The organism is Priestia sp. HNGD-A6, assembly GCF_045784335.1.
Classification (GTDB): domain Bacteria; phylum Bacillota; class Bacilli; order Bacillales; family Bacillaceae_H; genus Priestia; species Priestia zanthoxyli.
The window spans coordinates 3,569,785-3,595,458 of the sequence record NZ_CP138621.1; the positions used below are offsets into that span (position 1 = coordinate 3,569,785).

Here is a 25,674-nt window from a genome sequence, read left to right on the forward strand (position 1 = left end):
ATAGACAATGTATTAAGGTAACTTTATAACAAGTACGAAAGTGAGTGATCCACCTTGGATCTTACAACGATAAAAAATCCTGAGTTTTTAAAGAAAATGTCAGTAACACAATTAGAAGAACTAAGTGAAGAGATTCGTCGTTTTTTAATTACAAAGCTTTCTGCAACTGGTGGTCATATAGGGCCAAATTTAGGGGTTGTTGAGTTAACGCTTGCACTCCATAAAGTGTTCGACAGTCCAAAAGATAAATTTTTATGGGACGTCGGGCATCAGTCGTATGTCCATAAAATTTTAACAGGACGAGCGGGAGAGTTTGATACAATACGTCAATATAAAGGATTATGCGGTTTTCCAAAGCGAGATGAAAGTGAGCATGATGTATGGGAAACGGGACATAGTTCTACATCTCTTTCAGCCGCAATGGGAATGGCTGCTGCAAGAGATTTGCAAAAAACAAAAGCTCACATTGTTCCTATCATTGGTGACGGAGCTTTAACAGGTGGTATGGCTCTTGAAGCGCTTAACCACATCGGGCACGAGCAAACGGATATGACCGTTATTTTAAATGACAATGAAATGTCTATCGCTCCTAACGTCGGGGCTGTACACAGCATTCTGGGGCGTTTGCGCACGGCGGGCAAATACAACTGGGTAAAAGATGAGCTTGAAGTTCTACTGAAAAAAGTGCCTGCGGTAGGCGGTAAGCTCGCGGCAACGGCAGAACGTGTAAAAGATGGCCTAAAGTACATGGTTGTGTCAGGCATGTTCTTTGAAGATCTTGGCTTTACGTATTTAGGACCGGTTGACGGCCATAGCTATGACGATTTATTGGAAACGTTACAATATGCAAAGAAAACAAAAGGACCGGTACTGATTCATGTGATTACGAAAAAAGGGAAAGGGTACTTGCCAGCGGAAAGCGATAAAAGCGGAGCGTGGCATGGTACAGGCCCTTACAAAATTGAGTCCGGTGACTTTATTAAAGACAAAAATGTTCCGATTGCTTGGAGTAAATTAGTAAGTGATACGGTATTGAAAATGGCTAGAGAAGATGAGCGTATCGTAGCAGTAACGCCAGCAATGCCTGTAGGTTCAAAACTTGAAGCGTTTCAAAAAGAGTTTCCGCATCGCATGTTTGATGTTGGGATTGCAGAGCAGCATGCAACAACAATGGCCGCTGGTCTTGCAACTCAAAATATGAAGCCCTTTTTAGCTATTTATTCGACGTTTTTACAGCGTGCATACGATCAAGTGGTTCATGATATTTGCCGTCAGAAGCTAAATGTATTTATTGGGATTGATCGAGCTGGACTAGTAGGTGCTGATGGTGAAACGCATCAAGGTGTATTTGACATTGCGTTTTTACGTCATTTGCCTAACCTTGTTATTATGATGCCAAAAGACGAGAATGAAGGTCAGCACATGGTTCACACTGCTTTGACTTATGAAGAAGGTCCGATTGCGATGCGCTATGCGAGAGGAAACGGATTAGGTGTTGAACTAGATTCAGAACTGAAAAACATTCCGATTGGTACATGGGACGTATTAAAAGAAGGTTCGGATACAACCATTTTAACGTTTGGTACAACGATTTCAATGGCGATGGATGCAGCATCAGAACTTGAGAAGCAAGGAATCAGCGTCAAAGTGGTCAATGCTCGTTTTATTAAACCGCTGGATGAAAAAATGCTTCACGAGATTTTCCAAACGAATAAGCCTGTGATTACGGTGGAAGAAGCGGTACTTCAAGGCGGTTTTGGAAGTGCGGTGTTAGAGTTTGCATCAGAGCACGGCTATTATAATACTCGCGTTGAACGTATGGGTATTCCAGATCGCTTTATCGAGCACGGCAGCGTAACAAAACTTTTAGAAGAAATTGGCTTAACCAAAGAAGAGATTATAAATCGAGTTAAAAAACTCGTAACACCAACACAAAAGAGGCTTGAAGTTAAGTGACAAAAAAAGAACGAGTAGATGTATTGTTAGTAGAACGAGGTTTGATTGAAACAAGAGAAAAAGCAAAGCGTACAGTGATGGCAGGACTTGTTTATGCGAATGAAGTCCGTTTGGATAAGCCGGGAGAGAAAATTGAACGCGATACGCCGCTGACAATTAAAGGTGCAGTGATGCCTTACGTCAGCAGAGGCGGCTTTAAGCTTGAAAAAGCGATTAAAGAATTTAATGTCCATGTAGCGGATAAAATCATGATTGATATTGGTTCTTCTACTGGAGGCTTTACCGATTGTGCGCTTCAAAATGGAGCGAAGATGTCCTATGCGCTAGACGTAGGCTATAATCAGCTAGCTTGGAAGCTTCGTCAAGATGAGCGAGTAGAAGTAATGGAACGAACAAATTTCCGTTATGTGACACCAGCTGATTTATCAAGAGGCTTGCCTGAATTCGCTTCTATTGATGTATCGTTTATTTCCTTAAGACTCATTCTCCCTGTGTTAAAAACACTTCTTGTTCCATACAGCGATGTTGTTGCACTTGTTAAGCCACAGTTTGAGGCTGGAAGAGAGCAAGTTGGGAAAAAAGGAATCGTGCGTGACTCAAAAGTGCATGAAGAAGTCCTTCAAGGAATGGTGGATTTCTCCCTTCGTCAAGGATACGATGTATATAACATGTCGTATTCACCGATAACAGGAGGAGATGGAAATATCGAATTTCTTCTTCACCTGAGCTGGAAAGGCGAGCGTGAACTTGGTGAAAATCAAGCTCCGCTTACTGTGCGTGAAGTGGTCGAAGAAGCACATAAGACGTTAAAAGAGAAAAAGTAATAATGGCCAATGTTAAGCAAAAACTTAGCATTGGCGATTTGATTATGACTCTTTATACAAAAGGTGCATAATCAAGTTGAACACATTATGATACTTAATTAGTGAAAGACTTATAAACAACAAAACAAAAAGAAGATTACATATTAATGTGAGGTGCCAACATGAATAAAGGGCAAAGACATATTAAAATTCGTGACATTATCACGAATAATGATATTGAAACACAGGATGAATTGGTAGATATTTTAAAAAACCAAGGTTTTAATGTAACACAGGCAACAATCTCTCGTGATATTAAAGAACTGCACTTAGTCAAAGTGCCTTTGATGGACGGACGATACAAATACAGCTTGCCTGCAGATCAGCGTTTTAATCCCTTACAAAAGTTAAAGCGCTCCCTTATGGACGCATTTGTAAAAATTGATTCAGCCGGGCATATGCTGGTGATGAAAACATTGCCGGGAAACGCAAATGCGATTGGCGCATTAATTGATCATTTGGACTGGGATGAAATATTAGGAACAATTTGTGGAGACGATACATGTTTGATTATTTGCCGTACTCCTGAAGATACGCAAATTATATCAGACCGATTCTTAGAAATGTTATAAAGGTGAGTGAAGCAGGTTGTTAGCTGAATTATCCATTAAAAACTTTGCGATTATTGATGAACTTTCTGTTTCATTTGAAAAAGGCTTAACGGTATTAACAGGCGAAACAGGAGCGGGAAAGTCGATTATTATTGATGCCATTTCATTGTTAGTAGGTGGAAGAGGCTCTTCGGAGTTTGTCCGCCATGGAACAGACAGAGCCGAAATTGAAGGGCTTTTCTTATTTGATGAAGAACAGCATCCGAGTCACGAAAAAGCCAAACAAGTCGGTTTGGAAGTGGAAGATGGAATGATTGTGCTTCGCCGAGATATCACTACAAATGGGAAAAGTATTTGCCGTATCAATGGGAAGCTCGTAACGTTAGCTATCCTACGTGAAGTCGGACAGACGTTAATTGATATACATGGACAGCACGAGCACCAAGATTTAATGAATCAAGATCGTCACTTAACTCTTCTTGATCAATATGGAGGAGAAAAAGTAGAAGAGGCTTTGACGGAGTATCGAGAGGTATTTTCGAGGTATACGTCGCTAAAAAAGCAGTTGGATCAATTAACTGAAAATGAGCAGCAGATGGCACATCGCCTCGATCTTATTCAATTTCAATTAGATGAAATCAAAGCCGCAAATTTGCAGCTCAATGAAGACGAGGAACTAAATGAAGAGCGTTTGAAGATTTCCAACTTTGAAAAGATCTATACGTCGCTAAACGATGCGTACAATGCGCTGCACGGTGAACATCAAGGTCTGGATTGGGTAGGCGTAGCAATGAATCATACGGAGGATATTTCGTCACTGGAAAAAAACTATGCCGAAATTTCGGAGATTATTTCATCGAGCTTCTATCAGTTAGAAGACGCATCTTATAAAATTCGTCAGCAGCTGGATTTATTAGAATTTGATCCGAAACGCTTAGACTTTATTGAAGCGCGTTTAAATGAAATTAATCATTTAAAGCGTAAATACGGTCAAAGTGTAGATGAAATTCTAGAATATGCAGCGCAAATTGAAGATGAAATTGATCGTATTGAAAATCGAGATACGCACGTGAGCAAGATCAAAGAACAGTTAAACAGCGTAGCACAGGATTTATTAGTAGAAGCTAACAACGTTTCAGCTATTCGAAAAAAACTTGCTCAGGAGTTAACGGACAGCATCCATCATGAGCTTCAAGAACTCTATATGGCTAAAACCGTATTTCAAATTAAATTCTCTGTCGTAAATGCAGGTAAAAATGACGTTGAAGTAAATGGCGAAAGAATAAAATTCACTAAAGACGGCATTGACAACGTAGCGTTTTATATTTCTACCAACCCTGGTGAACCGTTAAAGCCTCTTGCGAAAGTAGCATCAGGCGGAGAACTGTCAAGGATCATGCTGGCGTTAAAAAGCATCTTCTCTAAGCATCAAGGCGTGACGTCCATTATCTTTGATGAAGTTGATACAGGCGTAAGTGGAAGAGTAGCTCAATCGATCGGTGAAAAAATACATGCCATTTCCGTTGATTCGCAGGTTCTTTGCATATCTCATTTGCCGCAGGTAGCAGCTATGGCAGATACTCATCTCTTTATTGCTAAAGAGATAAAAGGTGATCGTACAACGACATCTGTTCTTCCATTAACTCTTGATGAAAAAGTAAAAGAAATTGGTCGAATGATTGCAGGAGCTGAAATTACAAGCTTAACGAAGGAGCATGCCAAAGAGCTTTTAGATTTAGCGGATAAGATGAAGCAGACCATTTAACAAAACACCTTTTAACACGTAACAGTATGTGTTAAAGGTGTTTTTTTATACAAAATGGAGGAACTGAAAATGTTTCCTTGCACTTCTTTTCATTTTTCTCTGAACTTCTGTTATAAATGCGCTCTAAGAAGGCTAAATTAAATGTGTAGCCATTTAGGCGAGGAAGCGAGGAGAGTGAAAACATGCAAAATCGATACAGACATATAATTGGTGCGATTCTCCTTGTTTCGTTCATTTTTGTAGGATTTATTCCAGTTGTGCAACAATATATACACATTCCAAAACAAATCGTCTTATTTGAACAGCAAAAAGAAAAAATTAATACGACATTACCGCTTAGCGTAGAAGCTTCATCACCTGTTTACGATGTAACAAGTAACAAGGCGAAGCTGACCGTAGCAGGCAAACAGGTAGGCAAAGAAGAGTTGATGCTTCATTTAGCCGGTATTCCTGTAAAGCGTGTAGACGTGCAGGTATTATCTGATTTTAAAGTCATTCCTGGTGGACAATCAATCGGTGTGAAATTAAATTCAAAAGGTGTTCTTGTTGTAGGCTATCATCAGGTAGATACAGCAAAAGGTAAAAAATCTCCTGGCGAAATTGCGGGTATTCAAGTTGGAGATATGATTACGAAGATTAATGGTAAAACCATTGAAAAAATGAGTGATATTACACCGTTTATTCAGCAGGCAGGGAAAACGGGTGAACCATTAAATCTGCATATTTTAAGAGAAAAAAAGCAGTTTGACACGAAGCTGTATCCGTTAAAAGATAAGCAAGATTATGCGTACAGAATCGGTTTATACATCCGTGATTCAGCTGCAGGAATTGGCACAATGACTTTTTATGATCCAAAATCTAAAAAGTACGGCGCTTTAGGCCATGTTATTTCGGATATGGATACAAAAAAGCCAATCGTAGTAGAAGATGGACAAATTGTCCGTTCGACCGTTACATCAATTGAGAAAGGTTCGAATGGCGTTCCCGGCGAAAAGCTAGCGAGGTTTTCTGAAGATAGACAAATCATTGGAAATATTACACGAAATAGTCCTTTCGGTATTTTTGGAAAATTGTCTTCAACGATGGAAAACGGAATAATGGATAAAGCAATGCCAATTGCTCTATCTCATCAAGTAAAAGAAGGACCGGCTAAAATTCTAACGGTAGTAGATGATGATCAAGTGGAAGAATTTGATATTGAAATTATGAGTACTATACCTCAAAAGTTTCCGGCTACTAAAGGAATGGTTATTAAAATTACAGATCCTAAATTGTTAAAGAAAACAGGTGGAATTGTTCAAGGAATGAGCGGGAGTCCGATTATTCAAAACGGTAAAGTCGTTGGAGCGGTTACCCATGTTTTTGTAAATGATCCTACCTCCGGTTACGGTGTCCATATTGAATGGATGCTTAACGAAGCAGGAATCGATATTTATAAAAATAATCGAAAAAAAGCGAGCTAATGTTGTCATTAGTTCGCTTTTTTTGATAAAAATTATTGTCGTAAATGTACGAGAAAAACGTCGAAAAACAAAGAAAATAAGAGAAAATCGAATAAATTCCATTTAAAAGACTTTTTTCTAAAAAAATAAAGGAAATAATGTTGCATTGTCGAATTTGTCCTTTAGAATAAAGAATAGAGACACGTAGGAAACGACGTATAACATAAAGGACTGAGGAGGAAGCTGCATTGAAAAAAATTAAAGTATGCTTGGTTGATGATAATCGGGAACTAATTGGTTTGCTTGAAGATTATATTTCAGAGCAAGAAGACATGGAAGTAATCGGAGTAGCTTACAATGGACAAGAGTGTTTATCCATTTTAAAAGATAAAGATCCGGATGTTCTTGTATTAGACATTATTATGCCGCATCTAGATGGATTAGCAGTTTTAGGTCAGTTAAAAGAAATGAAAAAAGAAAATTATCCAAATGTCATCATGCTAACAGCATTTGGGCAAGAAGACGTAACGAAAAAAGCGGTTGATTTAGGAGCTGCTTATTTTATTCTAAAGCCGTTTGATATGGAAAACTTAGTGAATCATATTCGTCAAGTTAGCGGACAAACATCTTCATTTATGCAACGTTCATCTTCTTCCATGCGTTCGCATCGCGACAGCAAACCAGCAAATTTAGATGCAAGCATTACGAGCATCATTCACGAAATTGGTGTACCTGCTCATATTAAAGGTTATTTATATTTGAGAGAAGCCATTTCAATGGTATATAAGGATATTGAGCTGCTTGGGTCGATTACAAAAGTGCTGTATCCTGACATTGCAAAAAAATACAATACAACAGCAAGCCGCGTTGAGCGCGCCATTCGTCATGCTATTGAAGTAGCGTGGAGCCGAGGAAACATTGATTCCATTTCTTCATTATTCGGATATACTGTCAGCATGTCAAAAGCAAAGCCGACAAATAGTGAATTTATCGCCATGGTTGCGGATAAATTACGCCTTGAACATAAAGCGAGTTGAAAGGGATAGGACTGCTGGAATTACGGGGTTTTGAGTGAGCTGATACCTTTTGTAATACAGAGTACATGCCGATAAACTTTTGGAATTTACACTAGATATTAAACTGAAAACCAATAAACTTTTTACTGGAGGGCCGATGAATTTTAATCATTCATGGGTCCTTTCATTTTGTTTTAAGAGTTGGAAATAGGGAGGTTAAGGGAATGTACATCTTGTGATCCATAGTAGTGTATTTTATTGAAATAATTTATTTAATTGTTATGAGGGCTTTGTGTTTGAAAGAAGATTTAGAAGATGTGTTAAAAAATTCATCTACATATATGGATAAGTAAATGATAAAAAAAGCAGCCTTCAGAAAAGGCTGCTTTTTTTAATCCATTAATTTAGCAATCGGTTTTGAAAGGAACAAAACAATAATTCCAAGTACAATTGTTACAGCTCCGATTAAGCTGAAGATGTCGAAATAACCTAACGACTGTGTATAAGATGCAAGAACACCCGCTAGCTTATTAGCAACAGCAGAGCTTGCCATCCATACGCCCATTAAAAGAGAAGCAAGCTTTAATGGAGCCAGTCTACTTACCATAGACAACCCTACTGGCGAAATCATAAGCTCAGCTAGCGTGTGCAGGAAGTAAGTGAAAATCATAAATAGGATATTTACTTTTAAAGCTGGGTCATTACCAGTATACATAACGGCTGGAATTAAAATTAAGAATCCTAATCCGACTGTTACAAGTCCCATACCCATTTTTGTTGGTGTTTTAAAATCACCGCGTTTTGAATTTCCTAGCTTGTACCAAACAAGTGACATAATTGGTGCTAAAATCATGATAAACAGTGGATTCAATGATTGGAACCACTCTGTTGGAACCGTAAAACTACCGATTTGACGATCAATTTGATCTTGAGCATATAGCGTTAAAGAACTTCCAGCCTGTTCAAAAGCTGTCCAGAAAGCAATAACAACGAAAGCTAGAATAACGATAGCAACCGTTCTTTTCTTTTCTCGTGCTGTCAGCGGAGCAGTTGATGTTTGAGATGCTGCTGCATGAACTTTTCCTGTAGGCTCTTTCCCAATATCACCTAAATAGCGATTAGCCAGTAGGTTAAATAAAATTTGTCCAACAACCATTCCGATAGCTGCTGTTAAAAATCCGTATTTATAACTCATTAATCCAACAACTAATGGGGCGAAAAATGCACCAAAGTTAATACCCATATAAAAAATGGTAAAAGCACCGTCACGGCGAGGATCATTTTCTGCATAAAGATCTCCGACCAATGTGGAGATATTTGGTTTGAAAAATCCGTTTCCGATAATTAATAAAGCAAGTCCGATATACAAAGCGGCTACGCTTTGATGAATGAAGATGGAAAAATTCCCGAGTGCCATAATCACACCACCGATTGTGATGGCTAGCCTTCTTCCGAGGAAGCGGTCTGTTAAATATCCGCCAATCATCGGCGTAATGTAAACAGCACTAGTGAATGTTCCATATAAGCTCAGTGCAGTTGCTTTATCTACCCCGAGTCCACCTTGAGCAGCGGTAGCAGTTAAATAAAGAACCAGAATGGCTCTCATTCCATAATAACTAAACCTTTCCCATGCCTCAGTCGCGAATAATAAGTACAGTCCAGGAGGGTGTTTTTTCCTAGACTCATTTGGCTGCTGATTTTCGTGTTGTACAGCTGCTTGCATAATGAAGTCCCCCTAAAATTTCTCTCATACTATTTAATTCTTTTATTTGAATTGATCAAAAAATCAGAATATAAGTACTGGAATAAATATAATGTATTTTTATTTTAGTAGAAAAACAATAATTTCGTCAATGAAATTATATGGAAAAATCAAAAAATAATTAAATATACACAAAAAAGTATTAAATTACTTATTTAAAAGCATTTTTAAAAATACATTTATATTATTAAATATTCTAATATATGTTATGGAAAATGAAGTAAGAAAGTAATACTATTTTTGGAAACGAAAATTCGAAAGAAAAAAGGATCTGTTATTCAGATCCTTTTTTATCTTCGCTCGCATTTAATTCAGCAAGCTTCTGCAGCAAAATATGCTGAGGCATATGCATCAATTGCTCGAGGGGGATATTTAATTGTTCTGCTAATTTTACGGCTGTATCCGGAGAAATTTGCAGTGGTCTCATACACAACGACCTCCTTTTGCATATAAAGTAATGAAAGTGAAGAAGTATAAACAGTAAATTCGTGCTTTCACTATTAAGTAATGCTAAAGTTAATAATAAGTGATAATAGAGGAGTTGAGCAAGTATGTTTGTAATAGGTCATCGCGGCGCAGCTGGAACGTTTCCTGAAAATACGATGATTTCCTTCAAAGAAGCAGCGAGAGTCGGAGCACACGGAATTGAACTTGATGTGCATATGACAAAGGATGGAGAACTTGCTGTAATTCATGATGAAAAAGTAGATCGAACGACGAATGGAAAAGGGTATGTAAAAGATTTTACGTATCAAGATTTACAAAAATTAGATGCGAGCTATAAGTTCAAAAAAAAGTACGGGGTATGTAAAATTCCCATGTTAAATGAAGTAATGGAGTGGGCTTCAAGTGAAGGAATTAGTGTAAATATCGAGTTGAAAAACAATATAATTGACTATCCATACTTAGAAATGAAAGTTTTAGATTTAATTTATTTATACAAGATGAAGGATCGAACGATGATTTCATCTTTTAATCATAACAGCTTAGCCCGAATTGGTTCTTTGGATTCTACGATTGAAACAGCTATTTTATATTCTTATCCGATGTATGAGCCTTGGGTATATGCGCAGCATCTTGGCGCAAAAGCTCTTCACCCTAATCAGCGTACCGTGAATGAAGTAAATGTAGCCGCTTCAAAAGATTGTCAAATTCCAGTGCGACCTTACACAGTAAATGATGTAAAAGTAGCTGAGCAGCTTCGGAAATATGGATGTGAATCCATTATTACTGATTATCCTGAAAAAATGGTGAAGCAATTTGGGGGACGCTTTTCGTAAAAAAACATCGCATTAATGCGATGTTTTTTTATCTTTTTGAAATCTGTTTTGAACTTTGTTTCGCTTGCGGTCTCTGTGCAGAATAAAGCCAGCAACAAATCCAAGGCCGATTACAAATAACAGAAGGCCGACTGAAAATTGCAAAAATAAAGAAGGGAACGGGGATTGCAGGATGCCAAAAATCATATCTCTCATCAGTTTAATGCCATATCCAGCGAGTATACCAGGAATAAGTAAGATTAGCAGGGCAATAATTCGAACCATAGCTTCTCCTTTCGCTTCTCTTTTTTAAAATGAATGCGTTTACATTATAAAACCGTTATACTTGAATCATAAAAGAACTAAATAAATTGTCAAGAGCGTTTCTTTTTTTATATGATAGGTATATGCAATATTTTGCACGGAACATGTACATATTAAGTAGAAAAGGTGAAAAAATATGCAAAATGTGTTGATCGTTGGAGGAGGAAAAGGCGGATTAGCTATTCTGAAAATTTTATTGGAAACCGAATTTATGAAAGTGATTGGTGTAGTAGACGTACGAGCTGACGCGCCGGCTGTTTTGTATGCGAAAGAACAAGATATTTCAACCGGAATGAATTGGGAGCCTTATATGATAAAGCAGCTCGATGTCATTGTTGAAACAACAGGTAAACAAGGTGTTTTTCAACAATTGCAGAGAAGCAAACCTGCTGATGCACTGGTAGTTCCGGGATTGGTTGCTGAAATTATGGCCAATCTGATGGAGGAAAAAGAAGAGTTAATTCAGCGGTTAAAGCAAGAATCGTATAAATATGATCTTATTTTTAACGCGGCTCATGATGCGATGGTCGTGATTGATAGGAATGGATATATTACGCTATTTAATCAAAGTGCCGAGCGTTTGACGAACTTTTCACACAGAGATGTAATTGGTAAGCATCTTCATGAAGTTATTCCAAATAGTAAACTTGTTGATGTTCTTCATACAAAAACGATTGATCAAAATAGTGAATTTGTGTTAGATAGCGGACGGAAGGTCATTACGACTAGAATACCAATACTCGACGAGAATAGAGAGCTGTTTGGTGCCTTTTCGATTTTTAAAGATATTACGGACGTTGTCGGATTGGCAGAAGAAGTTACGAACTTAAAAGAAGTACAAACTATGCTTCAAGCTATTATTCAATCTTCTGAAGAAGCTATTTCGGTTGTCGATGAAGAAGGAAGAGGGATTTTAATTAATCCTGCTTATACGAGAATTACGGGTTTAAAAAAGACGGATATTATTGGTCAGCCCGCGACTGCCGATATCTCTGAAGGAGACAGTATGCACATGAAGGTGCTGCAAACAAGACGTCCTGTTCGAGGTGTAAGAATGAGGCTTGGTCCGAGTAAAAGAGACGTAGTTGTGAATGTTGCCCCCGTTATTGTCGATGGAAAATTAAAAGGCAGCGTTGGAGTTATTCATGATATGTCTGAAATTCAAGAGCTTACAAATGAACTCAAAAGAGCGCGTCAAATTATCCGAACGCTTGAAGCGAAATATTCATTTGCTGATATCATTGGTCAGTCTGAAGAATTTCAGTTAGCAATTGAGCAGGCTAGACTTGCTGCTAAAACACCAGCTACTGTTTTGCTTAGAGGTGAATCTGGGACGGGTAAGGAGCTGTTTGCACATGCGATTCATAATGCGAGCAGCCGAAAGTTTAATAAATTTGTTCGGATCAACTGTGCTGCACTTTCTGAGTCTTTGCTTGAAAGTGAACTTTTTGGGTATGAAGAAGGAGCTTTTTCCGGGGCAAAACGAGGCGGAAAACGAGGTGTTTTTGAAGAAGCCAATAACGGTAGCATCTTTTTGGATGAAATCGGGGAGCTTTCAGCTCATATGCAGGCTAAGCTGCTTCGAGTGCTTCAAGAAAAAGAGCTTATTCGCGTTGGAGGCACGACCCCTATTCCGGTGAATGTTCGCGTGATTGCAGCTACGAATGTGAATTTAGAAAAAGGAATGGCTGATGGAAGCATCAGACAGGACTTGTATTATCGGCTAAACAAAATTCCGATTCACATACCTCCTCTTCGGAAGAGAAAAGAGGATATTGGAGCGCTTGTTACACACTTAATTACAAAAATTAATCAAGATTACGGCCGACATGTTGAAGGGGTAACAGAGCGGGCCTTACAATCATTGAGATCATACGACTGGCCAGGAAACGTCAGAGAGCTTGAAAACATATTAGGAAGAGCTATTATTTATATGCACTATACGGAAACAATGATTGATTCTGTTCATCTCCCTTCACTTGAAGGCAAGGGCAAAAAAGAAAAAAATCAGGCGAATGAAGAGGTAGTATTCGAAGGGAAGACTTTAGCGCACATGATGGAAAATTATGAAGCTGAACTTATTCAAAAAGTGCTGATTGCAAACAAGTATAACCGAACGAAAACAGCAAAACAGCTCAATATTTCCCTGCGTTCTCTGTATTATAAGTTGGAAAAATACAATCTTGCAAATAACAGCATGCAATAAAATGCATGGTGTGCAAGTTATTGCATATAAATAGAGAGGTATTCTTTTTTTCTGTTTGTCGTTAGAATCAATAAAAAAAATTTTTTGTGCGTAGAAACGGATATAAGCAGCTATATTATGTAATATATGCAGAGTGTGGCACAAATCTTGCATATATTTTAAATGACTGCATAAACGCGCAGTATGCTCTTTAAAAAGGGGCAAAAGAAAGAATGAAAAAGGAGAGGTCGAACATTCCATGACTCTTGCTACCATCTTATCTCGGGTTGCTAAGCAGTCTTCTTTGACTGTTGCTGTTGCTGCAGCTGAAGACTTAGAAACAATTGAGGCAGTGTATGAAGCTGTGTCAAGGGAAGTTTCTGAATTTATTTTGTTTGGCAACGAAACAACAATTAATGAATTATTCAGGCAGTACCGCCCATCCTTACTCACTCATAAGGCTGTGACGGTCGTACATACGGAGTCCGTTTTAGAAGCGGCTCAATTGGCTGTGCGTTCAGTTCAGCAAGGTCAAGCTCATATCGTAATGAAAGGGAATTTATCCACATCGCTTATTTTAAAAGCTGTGTTAAATAAAGAGCATGGTTTGCGTACGGGAAATGTTTTATCACACGTAGCTGTGTTTGATGTTCCTCACTATGATCGCCCTATTCTTGTAACAGATGCAGCTATGAATATTACGCCATCTCTGGAAGAGAAAGTTCAAATCATTCAAAACGCGGTGAACGTTGCTCACTCGATTGGGATAGAGGTGCCAAAGGTAGCTCCTGTTGCAGCGGTTGAAGTTGTGAACCCTTTAATGCCTGCCACAGTAGAGGCTGCACTTCTTACACAGATGAACCGCAGAGGACAAATTAAAGGCTGCGTTATTGATGGACCTTTAGCACTCGACAATGCCATTAACATAGAAGCAGCCAAGCAAAAAGGCATTCAAAGTGAAGTTGCCGGTCAAGCAGATATATTACTCGTTCCAGCAATTGAAACAGGGAACGTCTTATATAAATCCCTTATTTATTTTGCTAAAGCAAAAGTTGGAGCTATTCTAGCGGGGGCAAAAGCTCCGGTCGTCTTAACATCCAGAGCAGATTCATCAGAAAGTAAATTATACTCACTGGCGCTTGCTATCAGCGTCGCTCAACAGAATTCTTAGGAGGCACTAACAATGAAAATTTTTGACTATATGGAAACATACGATTATGAGCAGTTATTATTTTGCCAAGATAAAGATTCAGGCTTAAAAGCCATTATTGCGATTCATGATACAACAATTGGACCAGCTCTAGGCGGTACGAGAATGTGGACATATGAATCAGAAGAGGCTGCAATTGAAGATGCGCTGCGTTTATCACGCGGAATGACTTATAAAAATGCAGCAGCAGGCTTGAATTTAGGAGGAGGAAAAACGGTTATTATCGGAGATCCTCGCAAAGACAAAAATGAAGCGATGTTCCGTGCATTTGGCCGCTTTATTCAAGGGTTAAATGGTCGATATATTACAGCAGAAGATGTGGGCACAACGGTAGAGGATATGGATATTGTATATGAGGAAACGGATTATGTAACGGGTGTATCTCCTGCCTTCGGTTCATCAGGCAATCCATCACCAGTCACAGCCTACGGCGTATACCGAGGAATTAAAGCAGCAGCAAAAGAAGCATTTGGAACAGATATGCTTGAAGGAAAAGTAGTAGCTGTCCAAGGTGTAGGAAACGTAGCATATAATTTATGCCGCCACCTTCACGAAGAAGGGGCAAAACTTATTGTAACGGATATTAATAAAGAAGCTGTTCAGCGTGCGGTAGAAGAATTTGGTGCGCAAGCAGTAGACCCAAATGATATTTATGGTGTAGAATGTGATATCTATGCTCCTTGTGCACTCGGAGCAACGATTAACGATGAAACGATCCCTCAAATAAAAGCAAAAGTTATTGCAGGGGCAGCTAATAATCAATTGAAAGAAACGCGTCATGGTGATTTAATTCATGAATTAGGCATTGTATATGCACCGGACTATGTTATTAATGCAGGAGGCGTTATTAACGTAGCTGATGAGCTAGTTGGATATAACCGTGAGCGTGCGCTGAAAAAAGTTGAAGGTATTTATGATAATATTGAAAAGGTAGTTGAAATCTCAAAGCGAGATGGCATTCCAACCTATCTAGCAGCAGATCGCTTAGCTGAAGAAAGAATTGAAAAGCTGCGTCGTTCACGCAGTCAATTTTTACAAAATGGACAGCATATTTTAAGTAGACGTCATACGCGCTAATGTTTGAGCTGAAGGCTAGGCAAAAGGAATAAATGAAATCCTTTCGACCTAGCCTTCGTTTATGAGAATGATAAGGTAGGAGGACATGTGTTGGATATGTACGAATATCGAATGCTGATAATAAATCCGGGTTCAACGTCCACAAAAATTGGCGTGTTTCACAACGATAAACCAATTTTTGATCGAACAATCCGCTACGATTCACAGCAAATGAATCAGTTTGAGACGATATATGCACAGTATGAGTTCCGTAAAAACTCGATTTTAGAGGCACTTGATGAAGAAGGGATTAATTTATCTAAATTAAGTGCAGTATGTGGAAGAGGAGGGCTTTTACGCCCGATTGAAGGCGGCACATACGAAGTAAATCAAGCCATGCTCAAAGATTTAAAAGACGGTTATGCCGGCCATCATGCTTCAAATTTAGGCGGGATTTTAGCGTTTGAGATTGCATCTGGATTAAATATTCCAGCATACATTGTTGATCCAGTGGTGGTAGATGAGCTAAGTGACATCGCTCGTATCTCAGGAACTCCTTTTATGGAAAGGAAAAGCATCTTTCATGCGCTGAATCAAAAATCGGTGGCTCGAAAAGTGGCCAAAGAAATGAATAGCACATACGAACAAATGAACGTTATTGTTACCCATATGGGCGGGGGCATTACGGTTGGAGTTCACAAGTGCGGAAAAGTAATTGATGTGAACAATGGCCTGCACGGCGACGGTCCTTTTAGTCCAGAGCGCGCTGGCGGTGTACCGGTTGGTGAATTAGTTCGTCTTTGCTTTTCAGGTCAGTATTACCGCGAGGAGATTATGAAAATGCTTGTAGGAAAAGGCGGACTTGTCGGTTATTTGGGCACATCTGACGTGCAGAAAGTCGAAGCGCTAGTGAAAAATGGAAACGAAAAAGCTAAGCTTATCTACGAAGCAATGGCTTATCAAATTTCGAAGGAAATTGGAGCTGCCAGTACGGTATTGCATGGAAAAGTAGATGCCATTATTCTAACGGGAGGCATTGCTTATTCAAAAGCGTTTGTTGAGCTGATTATTAATCATGTAAAGTGGATTGCAGATGTCATTGTTTATCCTGGAGAAAATGAGCTTCAAGCGCTAGCTGAAGGGGCTCTCCGAGTGCTTACAGGTGAAGAAGAAGTAAAGGAATATAAAGGCGCTTAATAGCGTTTGCAGAAAGGTGTGAAGCAGTGTGGCAAAAGAATATGATTTGGTCATTCTCGGCGGTGGAACCGGAGGGTACGTAGCAGCTATTCGTGCCTCTCAGTTAGGTCTATCGGTAGCGGTTGTGGAAAAAAATAAGTTAGGCGGCACATGCCTGCACGCAGGGTGTATCCCAAGCAAAGCTTTACTAAGAAGTGCAGAAGTCTATCAAACGGCTAAGAAAAGCAGTGAATTTGGCATAGAAACGTCCAATGTACTATTGAACTATGCTCGTGTACAAGAACGAAAGTCAGAAATTGTTTCACAGTTACATAATGGTGTCAAACAGCTAATGAAAAAAGGTAAAATTGACGTATATGAAGGAATTGGACGTATTTTAGGACCTTCTATTTTTTCTCCTATGCCAGGAACCATCTCCGTTGAATTAAAAAGCGGTGAAGAAAACGAAATGCTTATTCCAAAGAATGTAATTGTCGCAACAGGGTCTCGTCCTAGAACATTACCTGGTTTAACAATCGATGGAGAGAAAGTAATCACTTCAGATGAAGCATTAAAGATGGAAACACTTCCTGCTTCTATTATTATTGTGGGAGGCGGCGTCATTGGAATTGAATGGGCGTCAATGCTCACAGATTTTGATGTTGATGTAACGGTTGTTGAATACAGCGATCGAATTTTACCAACAGAAGATCAAGATATCTCCCGTGAAATGACGAAGCTTTTAAAAGCAAAAGGAGTGACCATTATTACTTCTGCTAAAGTAATGGCTGATACACTGTCTGTTGGTGGTCAGGTGAAAATTTCTGCTCAAGTAGGAGACGATATGCAAGAATATGAAGCAGAAAAGCTGCTTGTATCTGTAGGGCGTCAAGCGAATGTCGAAGGAATTGGTCTCGAGAATACCGATATTGTAGTAGAAAACGGTGTGATTGCCACAAATGATTTTTATCAAACGAAAGAATCTCATATCTACGCAATTGGAGATGTGATTGGCGGACTGCAGCTTGCACATGTAGCTTCTCACGAAGGAATCGTAGCTGTTGAGCATTTACACGGTGACAAGCCTTTGAAGATTGATTACACAACAATTTCTAAATGCGTATACAGCAGCCCGGAGGCAGCAAGTGTAGGATTAACAGAACAAGAAGCAAAACAGCAAGGATTTCAGCTGAAGGTTGGAAAGTTTCCGTTTAAGGCCGTTGGAAAAGCTCTTGTATATGGAGAGGCAGAGGGATTTGTTAAAATTATTGCCGATGCCGACACAAATGATGTTCTTGGTGTGCATATGATTGGACCTCACGTGACGGATATGATTTCTGAAGCGGGTCTTGCAAAGGTATTGGATGCTACACCATGGGAAATTGCTCATACCATTCATCCTCATCCTAGCCTTTCAGAAGCGATGGGAGAAGCTTCATTAGCTGTAGATGGAAAAGCGATTCATTTTTGATGATTAAAGGAGGTTTAAACATGACAAAAAACCGTCATGAATCATTAGGATTAACTGATGAACAAGTACTTGAAATGTACCGCACTATGCTGCTTGCACGAAAAATTGATGAGCGTATGTGGCTATTAAACCGTGCAGGGAAGGTGCCTTTTGTTATTTCATGTCAAGGTCAAGAAGCCGCTCAAGTTGGCGCAGCTTTTGCCTTAAACAGAGAGAATGATTACATATTACCTTATTACCGCGATCTGGGTGTTGTGCTGGCATTTGGAATGACTGCGCGCGATTTAATGCTTTCTGGGTTTGCTAAAGCAGAAGATCCAAACTCAGGAGGTCGTCAAATGCCAGGTCACTTTGGCCATAAGGAAAAGCGAATTGTAACAGGATCTTCTCCCGTTACAACACAGGTGCCTCATGCAGTAGGAATCGCTTTAGCAGGACGGTTGGAGAAAAAAGACTTAGTCACGTTTGTCACGTTTGGAGAAGGATCTTCTAACCAAGGAGATTTCCATGAAGGCGCGAACTTTGCAGGTGTTCATAAGCTTCCTGTTATCTTTATGTGTGAAAATAACAAGTATGCGATTTCTGTTCCGGTTGAAAAGCAGCTAGGATGCGCAAAAGTATCTGATCGTGCGATTGGATATGGTATGCCGGGCTACACAATTGATGGAAACGACGTCCTTGAAGTATACCGAGTGGTAAAAGAAGCAAGAGATCGTGCATCCAGAGGAGAAGGGCCTACTCTTATTGAAACTGTTTCAGAGCGCTTGACTGCCCATTCAAGTGATGACGATGATCGTGCATATCGCGGAGCAGAAGAATTGTCTGAAGCTAAAAAGAGTGATCCGCTTGCGTACTTTGCGGCTTATTTAAAAGAGGTTAACGTGTTAACCGATGAACGAGAAAAACAAATGCTTGATGATATTATGAATATCGTTAATGATGCAACAGATTATGCTGAAAACGCTCCTTATGCAGAAGCGGAATCGGCTTTAAAATACGTGTACGGTGAGTAAGGAGGAGAATATATGCCGGTTATTTCATATATTGATGCAGTAACAATGGCCATTCGTGAAGAAATGGAAAGAGATTCCCGCGTGTTTGTATTAGGAGAAGACGTAGGGAAAAAAGGCGGCGTATTTAAAGCAACCAACGGACTGTACGAACAGTTCGGAGAAGAAAGAGTCATTGACACACCTCTTGCAGAGTCCGCCATTGCAGGCGTAGGAATCGGAGCGGCAATGTACGGCATGCGTCCGATTGCGGAAATGCAATTTGCTGATTTTATTATGCCTGCAGTCAATCAAATCGTGTCAGAAGCAGCGAAAATTCGCTATCGTTCTAATAATGATTGGAGTTGTCCAATTACAATTCGAGCTCCGTACGGCGGCGGAGTTCACGGTGCTCTTTATCATTCTCAATCTGTTGAAGCACTGTTTGCCAATACGCCAGGGTTAAAGATTGTGATGCCTTCTACGCCTTATGATGTAAAAGGATTATTAAAAGCAGCTATTCGTGATGATGACCCAGTTCTTTTCTTTGAGCATAAGCGTGCGTACCGTTTGATTAAAGGAGAAGTCCCTGAAGATGATTATGTACTGCCGATTGGCAAAGCAGATGTAAAGAGAGAAGGAGACGACATCACGGTTATTACATATGGTCTTTGTGTACACTTTGCTCTTCAAGCTGCTGAAAAACTAGAAGCAGACGGTATTTCAGCACACATCTTAGATTTAAGAACGGTCTATCCGCTTGATAAAGAAGCTATTATTGAAGCAGCCTCTAAAACAGGTAAGGTCCTGCTTTTAACGGAAGACAACAAAGAAGGCAGCATTATGAGCGAAGTAGCAGCTATTATTGCTGAACACTGCTTATTCGATTTAGATGCGCCAATTCAGCGCCTTGCTGGCCCTGATGTTCCAGCTATGCCGTATGCACCAACAATGGAAAAATATTTTATGGTGAATCCAGATAAAGTAGAAAAAGCAATGAGAGAATTAGCTCAATTTTAAAAGGAGTTGTATCAATTGGCTATTGAAAAAATTACGATGCCGCAGCTCGGTGAAAGTGTAACAGAAGGTACAATTAGCAAATGGCTCGTTTCTGTTGGAGATCACGTAAATAAGTACGACCCGTTAGCTGAAGTCATGACGGATAAAGTAAATGCTGAAGTGCCTTCTTCTTTTAGTGGAACAATTAAAGAGTTAATTGCAGGTGAAGATGATACTTTACCCGTGGGAGAAGTGATTTGTTTAATTGAAGTAGAAGGAACTGTACCTCAAAAAGAACAGAAAACGTCTGATAAGACTGTAGAAGAATCAGCGCCAAAAACAGCGGACAGTCAATCCAATAAAAGCCGATACTCTCCAGCTGTTATGCGTCTGTCACAAGAACATAATATTAATTTAGATACCGTGACAGGAACAGGAGCGGGCGGCCGCATTACGAGAAAAGATATTTTAGCTGTTATCGAAAAAGGCGGAGCTGCTGAAGTGAAAGAAACGCCTGCACCAACAGTTCAAACAGAGGCACCTGTAGCAGAATCTGCTCCAAAAGCTGTTTCAAAAGCGCAGCAGCCTGCGCCTGTTGTATCTGCAGCAGGAGATCAAGAAATTCCTGTTACAGGCGTGCGTAAAGCTATTGCAGCAAATATGCTTCGCAGTAAACACGAAATTCCGCATGCGTGGACAATGGTTGAAGTTGATGTAACGAACTTAGTTTCTTATCGTGATTCATTAAAGGCGGAGTTTAAACAAAAAGAAGGTTTTAACTTAACGTATTTTGCGTTCTTCGTAAAAGCAGTGGCTCAGGCTTTAAAAGAATTCCCTCAAATGAATTCAATGTGGGCAGGAGACCGTATTGTCCAGAAAAAAGATATTAATGTATCCATTGCTGTTGCAACAGACGATGCTTTATTTGTGCCGGTTATTAAACAAGCCGATGAAAAGACAATCAAAGGCATTGCGCGTGAAATTACAGAGCTTGCGCAAAAAGTTCGTACGGGTTCATTGAAGTCTGAAGACATGCAGGGCGGAACGTTTACTGTTAACAACACAGGCTCATTTGGTTCCGTGCAATCAATGGGGATTATTAATTACCCGCAAGCGGCTATTTTACAAGTAGAATCTATTGTAAAACGTCCGGTTATTATTGATAACATGATTGCTGTTCGAGATATGGTTAACTTATGTTTATCACTTGATCACCGCGTGTTGGACGGCTTGGTGTGCGGCAGGTTCTTGGCAAGAGTTAAAGAGATTTTAGAATCTACGTCTAAAGAGAATACGTCCGTCTATTAAAAAAAGCAAATGGAGCTTTCTCCATTTGCTTTTTTATTTTGAAGCAATGATTGAACAATTTGTAAAAGATGTATTAAAATAAAAGAAGAATCATCAAACTTCAAAGTGTAATCATCTAGGTCTAGCAGGCAGCTATTAACTGTAAAGGGGCATGGAAATGAAAACAAATACATTATCATTTCATGAATTTACACGTACACCTAAAGAAGATTGGGCACAGGAAGTTAGCAAAAACACCGCGCTCCGCTCAAAAGAAACGTTAGAAAACATCTTTTTGAAACCGCTTTATTTTGAAAGTGATACGGCACATTTAGACTACTTGCAGCAGAGTCCGGCGGGAATAGATTGTTTAAGAGGAGCCGGTAAAGAATCATACATACTAGGGGAATGGGAAATCACCCAAAAAATCGACTTACCTTCTATTAAAGAAAGCAATAAACTTCTTTTACACAGTTTGAGAAATGGACAAAATACGGCCGCTTTTACGTGCAGTGAAGCAATGAGGCAAGGAAAAGACGTTGATGAAGCAACTGAAGCTGAAGTAGCCTCAGGCGCTACAATTTCTACTTTAGAGGATGTTGCTCATTTGTTTCAGCATGTAGCTCTTGAAGCTGTGCCTTTATTTTTAAATACGGGATGTACATCCGTTCCACTTCTTTCGTTTCTAAAAGCATACTGTGTTGATCATAACTTTGATATGAGACAGCTAACAGGTACGGTTGGAATGGATCCGCTCGGCACTCTTGCTGAATACGGGAGAGTTCCACTTTCTACTCGAGATTTATACGATCATTTAGCTTACGCAACGCGTTTGGCTCACAGTAATGTTCCAGAGCTCAAAACGATCATTGTATCAAGCATTCCTTACCATAACAGCGGTGCAAACGCTGTTCAAGAACTAGCTTATATGCTTGCTACAGGAGTGCAGTATATTGATGAATGCATGAAACGCGGTCTGTCCTTACATCAAGTTTTACCTCACATGACCTTTTCTTTTTCAGTTAGCTCACATTTATTTATGGAAATATCAAAACTTCGTGCTTTTCGCATGCTTTGGGCAAATGTGGTTCGTGCTTTTGATGACACGGCCGTTTCAGTGCCGTTTATTCATACGGAAACGTCACGTCTTACACAGTCTAAAGAAGATATGTATACAAATGCATTAAGGAGCACGGTTCAAGCGTTTGCTTCTATTGTAGGAGGAGCGGATAGTCTGCATATTGAACCATATGATTCCGTTACATCCTCATCTTCTCAGTTCGCTCATCGCCTTTCCCGTAATACTCACTTAATTTTGCAGCACGAAACACATATATCAAAAGTAATGGATCCTGCCGGAGGCTCTTGGTACGTTGAAGCTTACACACATGAATTAATGACAAAAGCTTGGGAGTTATTTGGCAACATTGAAGACCACGGCGGAATGGAAGAAGCTTTAAAACAAGGGCGAATTCAAGATGAAGTTGAACAAATGAGAGTAAAAAGACAAGGAGATATAGAGTGTCGAATTGAGCGCTTGATCGGAGTCACACACTATGCTCCTAAGCAACACGCTGCATCTGAAGAGATAAAAAGCACTCTGTCTAAAAAAGAAGAAAGAAAAATGAATAAATACAGTGACCAGAACACTTCGGAATTTTCATCAAATCTTTCGCTAGAGGACTATACAAAGCTAGCATCTAAAGGGGTAACAGCAGGGTGGATGCTAAAACAAATGGCGAAGCAGTCACAGCCAGACAGTGTTGTGCCGCTCACTAAGTGGAGAGCAGCAGAGAAGTTTGAAAAAATACGGGTTTATACAAAGGGAATGAGCATTGGCATTATGGAGCTCGCCGATCCTAGCAGCCATAAAAAAGCTGAGATTGCCCGGTCTTTATTTGAAAGCGCAGGCTTTGCGTGTGAAACAATTAAAAACATAGATTCCTACGTCGAGATAGCAGATTGGATGAATGAACAAAAGCACGAAGCATATGTAATCTGTGGAAGTGATGAACTCGTGGAAAAGCTCTTAACAAAAGCGATGACTTATTTTGAGGAAGATTCCGTTTATGTGTACGTAGTAGGGGAAGAACACGTATCACGCAAAACGCAGTGGCAGCAAAAAGGTGTAATGAGCGTCATACATCTTAAGACAAATGTTATTCAATGCGTTAAGAAGTTATTATGTGCTTTGGAGGTAGAAGTTCATGTATAAAAAGCCTTCTTTTTCTAATATTCCATTATCATTTTCAAAGCAGCAAAGGGAAGATGACGTGACTCAAAGTTCATTCACTGCTTTTCAAACAAATGAACAAATTGAATTAAAATCATTATATACAAAAACAGACAGAGATGACCTCGACTTTATTCACTTTGCACCTGGTATTCCACCGTTTGTGAGAGGACCGTATGCAACGATGTATGTGAATCGGCCTTGGACGATTAGACAGTATGCAGGATACTCAACGGCGGAGGAAAGCAATGCCTTTTACCGCCGAAACCTAGCTGCTGGACAGAAAGGGCTGTCTGTTGCTTTTGACCTCGCTACCCACCGCGGCTATGACTCTGATCATCCAAGAGTTGTTGGAGATGTAGGGAAAGCAGGAGTGGCAATTGATTCAATGATTGATATGAAGCAGCTGTTTGAAGGGATTCCGCTTGATCAAATGTCCGTGTCGATGACGATGAACGGGGCGGTTCTTCCTATTTTAGCTTTCTACATCGTAACAGCTGAAGAACAAGGAGTAAAAAAAGAAAAGCTGGCTGGAACGATTCAAAACGATATTTTAAAAGAATATATGGTGCGCAATACGTATATTTATCCTCCTGAAATGTCCATGCGAATCATTGCGGATATTTTTAAATATACAGCGGAGTATATGCCAAAATTTAACAGTATTAGTATATCAGGCTATCATATGCAAGAAGCAGGCGCTCCAGCAGACTTAGAGCTTGCTTATACGCTTGCAGATGGACTTGAATATGTACGAACCGGCTTGAAAGCAGGAATTTCAATTGACGCGTTTGCACCGAGACTATCCTTTTTCTGGGCAATTGGAATGAACTACTTTATGGAAGTAGCGAAAATGAGAGCGGGGAGGCTGCTGTGGGCAAAACTCATGAAACAGTTTGAGCCGGACAACCCTAAATCACTCGCTCTTAGAACGCATTCTCAAACGTCCGGATGGAGCTTAACCGAGCAGGATCCATTTAATAATGTTATTAGAACATGCGTCGAAGCTCTGGCTGCAGTGTCAGGACATACGCAATCGCTTCATACAAACGCACTGGATGAAGCGATTGCTCTTCCGACTGATTTTTCAGCTAGAATTGCTCGAAATACGCAGCTTTATTTGCAAAATGAAACGGAGATTTGTTCCGTCATTGACCCTTGGGGAGGCTCTTATTATGTGGAATCATTAACGAATGAATTAATGATAAAAGCGTGGAAGCACCTTGAAGAAATAGAGCAGCTCGGCGGAATGACAAAAGCAATAGAAGCAGGCGTACCTAAAATGAAGATAGAAGAAGCTGCTGCGCGCAGACAAGCAAGAATAGACTCGCAGGTAGAAATTATTGTAGGTGTGAATCAGTTTCAGCCCGAGCAAGAAGAACCGCTTGATATTCTTGATATTGATAACACAGCAGTTCGAATGAAGCAGCTGGAAAAGCTAAAGAAAATACGCAGTGAACGTAACGAACAAGCGGTACTCGAAGCGCTTAATCGACTGACCACTTGTGCCAAAACAGGCGAAGGGAATCTCCTTGCTTTTGCGGTTGAAGCTGCAAGAGCTAGAGCTACACTAGGTGAAATTTCAGAAGCCATTGAGAAAGTGGCTGGAAGACATCAGGCTACTTCTAAGTCAGTCAGCGGGGTATACAGTGCGGAGTTTGCGCATCGAGATCAAATCGAAGAAGTTCGAAAGCTCACGGCTGAATTTTTAGAGGAAGAAGGAAGACGCCCAAGGATTTTAGTGGCGAAAATGGGGCAAGACGGTCATGACAGAGGATCAAAAGTGATTTCAACAGCCTTTGCTGACCTTGGATTTGATGTGGATATTGGCCCTTTATTTCAAACGCCTGAAGAGACAGCAAGGCAAGCTGTAGAAAACGACGTACATGTGATTGGGATAAGCTCTTTGGCAGCCGGGCATAAAACGTTACTGCCGCAGCTTGTTGATGAGTTAAAGAAATTAGAGCGCGACGATATCGTTGTTATTGTCGGAGGTGTTATTCCTAAACAAGACTACTCATTTCTTTTAGAGCACGGCGCTTCTGCAATCTTTGGACCTGGAACAGTAATCCCAAAAGCGGCCGTTTCCGTCTTACATGAAATAAAGAAACGGTTAGAAGAATAGTTGGT

20 protein-coding genes are annotated in these 25,674 nt (G+C 39.8%); 17 read left to right on the forward strand and 3 right to left on the reverse strand.

Going from position 1 to position 25,674, the window contains the following annotated elements; genetic code table 11:
- Positions 1 to 54 precede the first annotated feature (54 nt).
- The 6 genes from dxs to spo0A all read left to right on the forward strand — a co-directional run bounded on the left by dxs (position 55) and on the right by spo0A (position 7,614).
- Entirely contained in the window at positions 55 to 1,956 is a 1,902-nt protein-coding gene (gene dxs, locus SCI76_RS18265; RefSeq protein ID WP_049166193.1) for a 1-deoxy-D-xylulose-5-phosphate synthase, read from the forward strand.
- Positions 1,953 to 2,780 (forward strand): TlyA family RNA methyltransferase, encoded by an 828-nt coding sequence (locus SCI76_RS18270; RefSeq protein WP_028411589.1) that lies wholly within the window; start codon positions 1,953 to 1,955, stop codon positions 2,778 to 2,780. Before dxs ends, SCI76_RS18270 begins: the two co-directional genes overlap by 4 nt.
- A gap of 161 nt (positions 2,781 to 2,941) precedes the next feature.
- A complete protein-coding gene (gene ahrC / locus SCI76_RS18275; protein WP_013059136.1) occupies positions 2,942 to 3,391 on the forward strand; it encodes a transcriptional regulator AhrC/ArgR in 450 nt (149 codons plus the stop codon).
- A 16-nt stretch (positions 3,392 to 3,407) separates the two neighbouring features.
- Positions 3,408 to 5,135 carry a DNA repair protein RecN gene (gene recN, locus SCI76_RS18280; protein WP_014458250.1) on the forward strand — a complete coding sequence of 576 codons (1,728 nt, stop codon included), beginning with the start codon at positions 3,408 to 3,410 and terminating at the stop codon, positions 5,133 to 5,135.
- A gap of 182 nt (positions 5,136 to 5,317) precedes the next feature.
- Entirely contained in the window at positions 5,318 to 6,598 is a 1,281-nt protein-coding gene (gene spoIVB / locus SCI76_RS18285; RefSeq protein WP_028411587.1) for a SpoIVB peptidase, read from the forward strand.
- Between the two features lie 227 nt (positions 6,599 to 6,825).
- Positions 6,826 to 7,614, forward strand: a complete 789-nt coding sequence (gene spo0A / locus SCI76_RS18290; RefSeq protein WP_013084985.1) for a sporulation transcription factor Spo0A — start codon at positions 6,826 to 6,828, stop codon at positions 7,612 to 7,614.
- Positions 7,615 to 7,984: 370 nt separating this feature from the next.
- On the opposite strand, the gene SCI76_RS18295 is transcribed toward spo0A, so the two are convergent.
- The gene (locus tag SCI76_RS18295; RefSeq protein ID WP_033579713.1) at positions 7,985 to 9,316 is read right to left on the reverse strand and encodes a peptide MFS transporter; all 1,332 of its coding nucleotides are present in this window, start codon (positions 9,314 to 9,316) and stop codon (positions 7,985 to 7,987) included.
- Between the two features lie 313 nt (positions 9,317 to 9,629).
- Entirely contained in the window at positions 9,630 to 9,782 is a 153-nt protein-coding gene (locus tag SCI76_RS18300) for a YycC family protein (protein ID WP_013059130.1), read from the reverse strand.
- A 124-nt stretch (positions 9,783 to 9,906) separates the two neighbouring features.
- Between SCI76_RS18300 and SCI76_RS18305 the strand changes: the two genes are divergently transcribed.
- On the forward strand, positions 9,907 to 10,635 hold the full coding sequence (locus SCI76_RS18305) for a glycerophosphodiester phosphodiesterase (RefSeq protein ID WP_063248528.1): 729 nt from the start codon (positions 9,907 to 9,909) through the stop codon (positions 10,633 to 10,635).
- A gap of 12 nt (positions 10,636 to 10,647) precedes the next feature.
- Here the strand turns inward: SCI76_RS18305 and SCI76_RS18310 are convergent, their stop codons facing one another.
- Positions 10,648 to 10,899, reverse strand: coding sequence for a DUF2627 domain-containing protein (locus SCI76_RS18310; protein ID WP_028411584.1), 252 nt, complete (start codon positions 10,897 to 10,899; stop codon positions 10,648 to 10,650).
- Positions 10,900 to 11,074: 175 nt separating this feature from the next.
- On the opposite strand from SCI76_RS18310, the gene SCI76_RS18315 reads away from it, so the two are divergent.
- The 10 genes from SCI76_RS18315 (at position 11,075) to scpA (ending at position 25,669) form a co-directional block, all read left to right on the forward strand.
- On the forward strand, positions 11,075 to 13,144 hold the full coding sequence (locus SCI76_RS18315) for a sigma-54-dependent Fis family transcriptional regulator (RefSeq protein ID WP_063248529.1): 2,070 nt from the start codon (positions 11,075 to 11,077) through the stop codon (positions 13,142 to 13,144).
- Positions 13,145 to 13,382: 238 nt separating this feature from the next.
- Entirely contained in the window at positions 13,383 to 14,294 is a 912-nt protein-coding gene (gene yqiS / locus SCI76_RS18320) for a phosphate butyryltransferase (RefSeq protein ID WP_028411582.1), read from the forward strand.
- A 12-nt stretch (positions 14,295 to 14,306) separates the two neighbouring features.
- Positions 14,307 to 15,410, forward strand: a complete 1,104-nt coding sequence (gene bcd, locus SCI76_RS18325; protein WP_013059125.1) for a branched-chain amino acid dehydrogenase — start codon at positions 14,307 to 14,309, stop codon at positions 15,408 to 15,410.
- 96 nt (positions 15,411 to 15,506) lie between these two features.
- Positions 15,507 to 16,586 (forward strand): butyrate kinase, encoded by a 1,080-nt coding sequence (gene buk / locus SCI76_RS18330; RefSeq protein WP_372497474.1) that lies wholly within the window; start codon positions 15,507 to 15,509, stop codon positions 16,584 to 16,586.
- A 28-nt stretch (positions 16,587 to 16,614) separates the two neighbouring features.
- The gene (lpdA, locus tag SCI76_RS18335; RefSeq protein ID WP_407544060.1) at positions 16,615 to 18,036 is read left to right on the forward strand and encodes a dihydrolipoyl dehydrogenase; all 1,422 of its coding nucleotides are present in this window, start codon (positions 16,615 to 16,617) and stop codon (positions 18,034 to 18,036) included.
- A 20-nt stretch (positions 18,037 to 18,056) separates the two neighbouring features.
- Entirely contained in the window at positions 18,057 to 19,049 is a 993-nt protein-coding gene (locus SCI76_RS18340) for a thiamine pyrophosphate-dependent dehydrogenase E1 component subunit alpha (RefSeq protein ID WP_014458261.1), read from the forward strand.
- A 12-nt stretch (positions 19,050 to 19,061) separates the two neighbouring features.
- Complete coding sequence (locus SCI76_RS18345) at positions 19,062 to 20,045, forward strand: alpha-ketoacid dehydrogenase subunit beta (RefSeq protein WP_013084975.1); 984 nt, start codon at positions 19,062 to 19,064, stop codon at positions 20,043 to 20,045.
- A 15-nt stretch (positions 20,046 to 20,060) separates the two neighbouring features.
- Complete coding sequence (locus SCI76_RS18350) at positions 20,061 to 21,332, forward strand: dihydrolipoamide acetyltransferase family protein (RefSeq protein WP_275210715.1); 1,272 nt, start codon at positions 20,061 to 20,063, stop codon at positions 21,330 to 21,332.
- Between the two features lie 157 nt (positions 21,333 to 21,489).
- Positions 21,490 to 23,526 (forward strand): methylmalonyl-CoA mutase family protein, encoded by a 2,037-nt coding sequence (locus tag SCI76_RS18355; RefSeq protein ID WP_063248532.1) that lies wholly within the window; start codon positions 21,490 to 21,492, stop codon positions 23,524 to 23,526.
- A complete protein-coding gene (scpA, locus tag SCI76_RS18360) occupies positions 23,519 to 25,669 on the forward strand; it encodes a methylmalonyl-CoA mutase (RefSeq protein WP_063248533.1) in 2,151 nt (716 codons plus the stop codon). The genes SCI76_RS18355 and scpA overlap by 8 nt, the downstream gene beginning before the upstream one ends.
- The last annotated feature ends 5 nt before the right edge of the window (positions 25,670 to 25,674 follow it).

What these genes read in the sequence shown, in the direction of transcription:
- ahrC (WP_013059136.1), top strand. Translation starts at nt 2,942, where the DNA reads ATGAATAAAGGGCAAAGACATATTAAAATTCGTGACATTATCACGAAT.
- spoIVB (WP_028411587.1), top strand. Translation starts at nt 5,318, where the DNA reads ATGCAAAATCGATACAGACATATAATTGGTGCGATTCTCCTTGTTTCG.
- SCI76_RS18295 (WP_033579713.1), bottom strand. Translation starts at nt 9,316, where the DNA reads ATGCAAGCAGCTGTACAACACGAAAATCAGCAGCCAAATGAGTCTAGG.
- SCI76_RS18300 (WP_013059130.1), bottom strand. Translation starts at nt 9,782, where the DNA reads ATGAGACCACTGCAAATTTCTCCGGATACAGCCGTAAAATTAGCAGAA.
- SCI76_RS18305 (WP_063248528.1), top strand. Translation starts at nt 9,907, where the DNA reads ATGTTTGTAATAGGTCATCGCGGCGCAGCTGGAACGTTTCCTGAAAAT.
- SCI76_RS18310 (WP_028411584.1), bottom strand. Translation starts at nt 10,899, where the DNA reads ATGGTTCGAATTATTGCCCTGCTAATCTTACTTATTCCTGGTATACTC.
- SCI76_RS18315 (WP_063248529.1), top strand. Translation starts at nt 11,075, where the DNA reads ATGCAAAATGTGTTGATCGTTGGAGGAGGAAAAGGCGGATTAGCTATT.
- yqiS (WP_028411582.1), top strand. Translation starts at nt 13,383, where the DNA reads ATGACTCTTGCTACCATCTTATCTCGGGTTGCTAAGCAGTCTTCTTTG.
- bcd (WP_013059125.1), top strand. Translation starts at nt 14,307, where the DNA reads ATGAAAATTTTTGACTATATGGAAACATACGATTATGAGCAGTTATTA.
- buk (WP_372497474.1), top strand. Translation starts at nt 15,507, where the DNA reads ATGTACGAATATCGAATGCTGATAATAAATCCGGGTTCAACGTCCACA.
- SCI76_RS18340 (WP_014458261.1), top strand. Translation starts at nt 18,057, where the DNA reads ATGACAAAAAACCGTCATGAATCATTAGGATTAACTGATGAACAAGTA.
- SCI76_RS18345 (WP_013084975.1), top strand. Translation starts at nt 19,062, where the DNA reads ATGCCGGTTATTTCATATATTGATGCAGTAACAATGGCCATTCGTGAA.
- SCI76_RS18355 (WP_063248532.1), top strand. Translation starts at nt 21,490, where the DNA reads ATGAAAACAAATACATTATCATTTCATGAATTTACACGTACACCTAAA.
- scpA (WP_063248533.1), top strand. Translation starts at nt 23,519, where the DNA reads ATGTATAAAAAGCCTTCTTTTTCTAATATTCCATTATCATTTTCAAAG.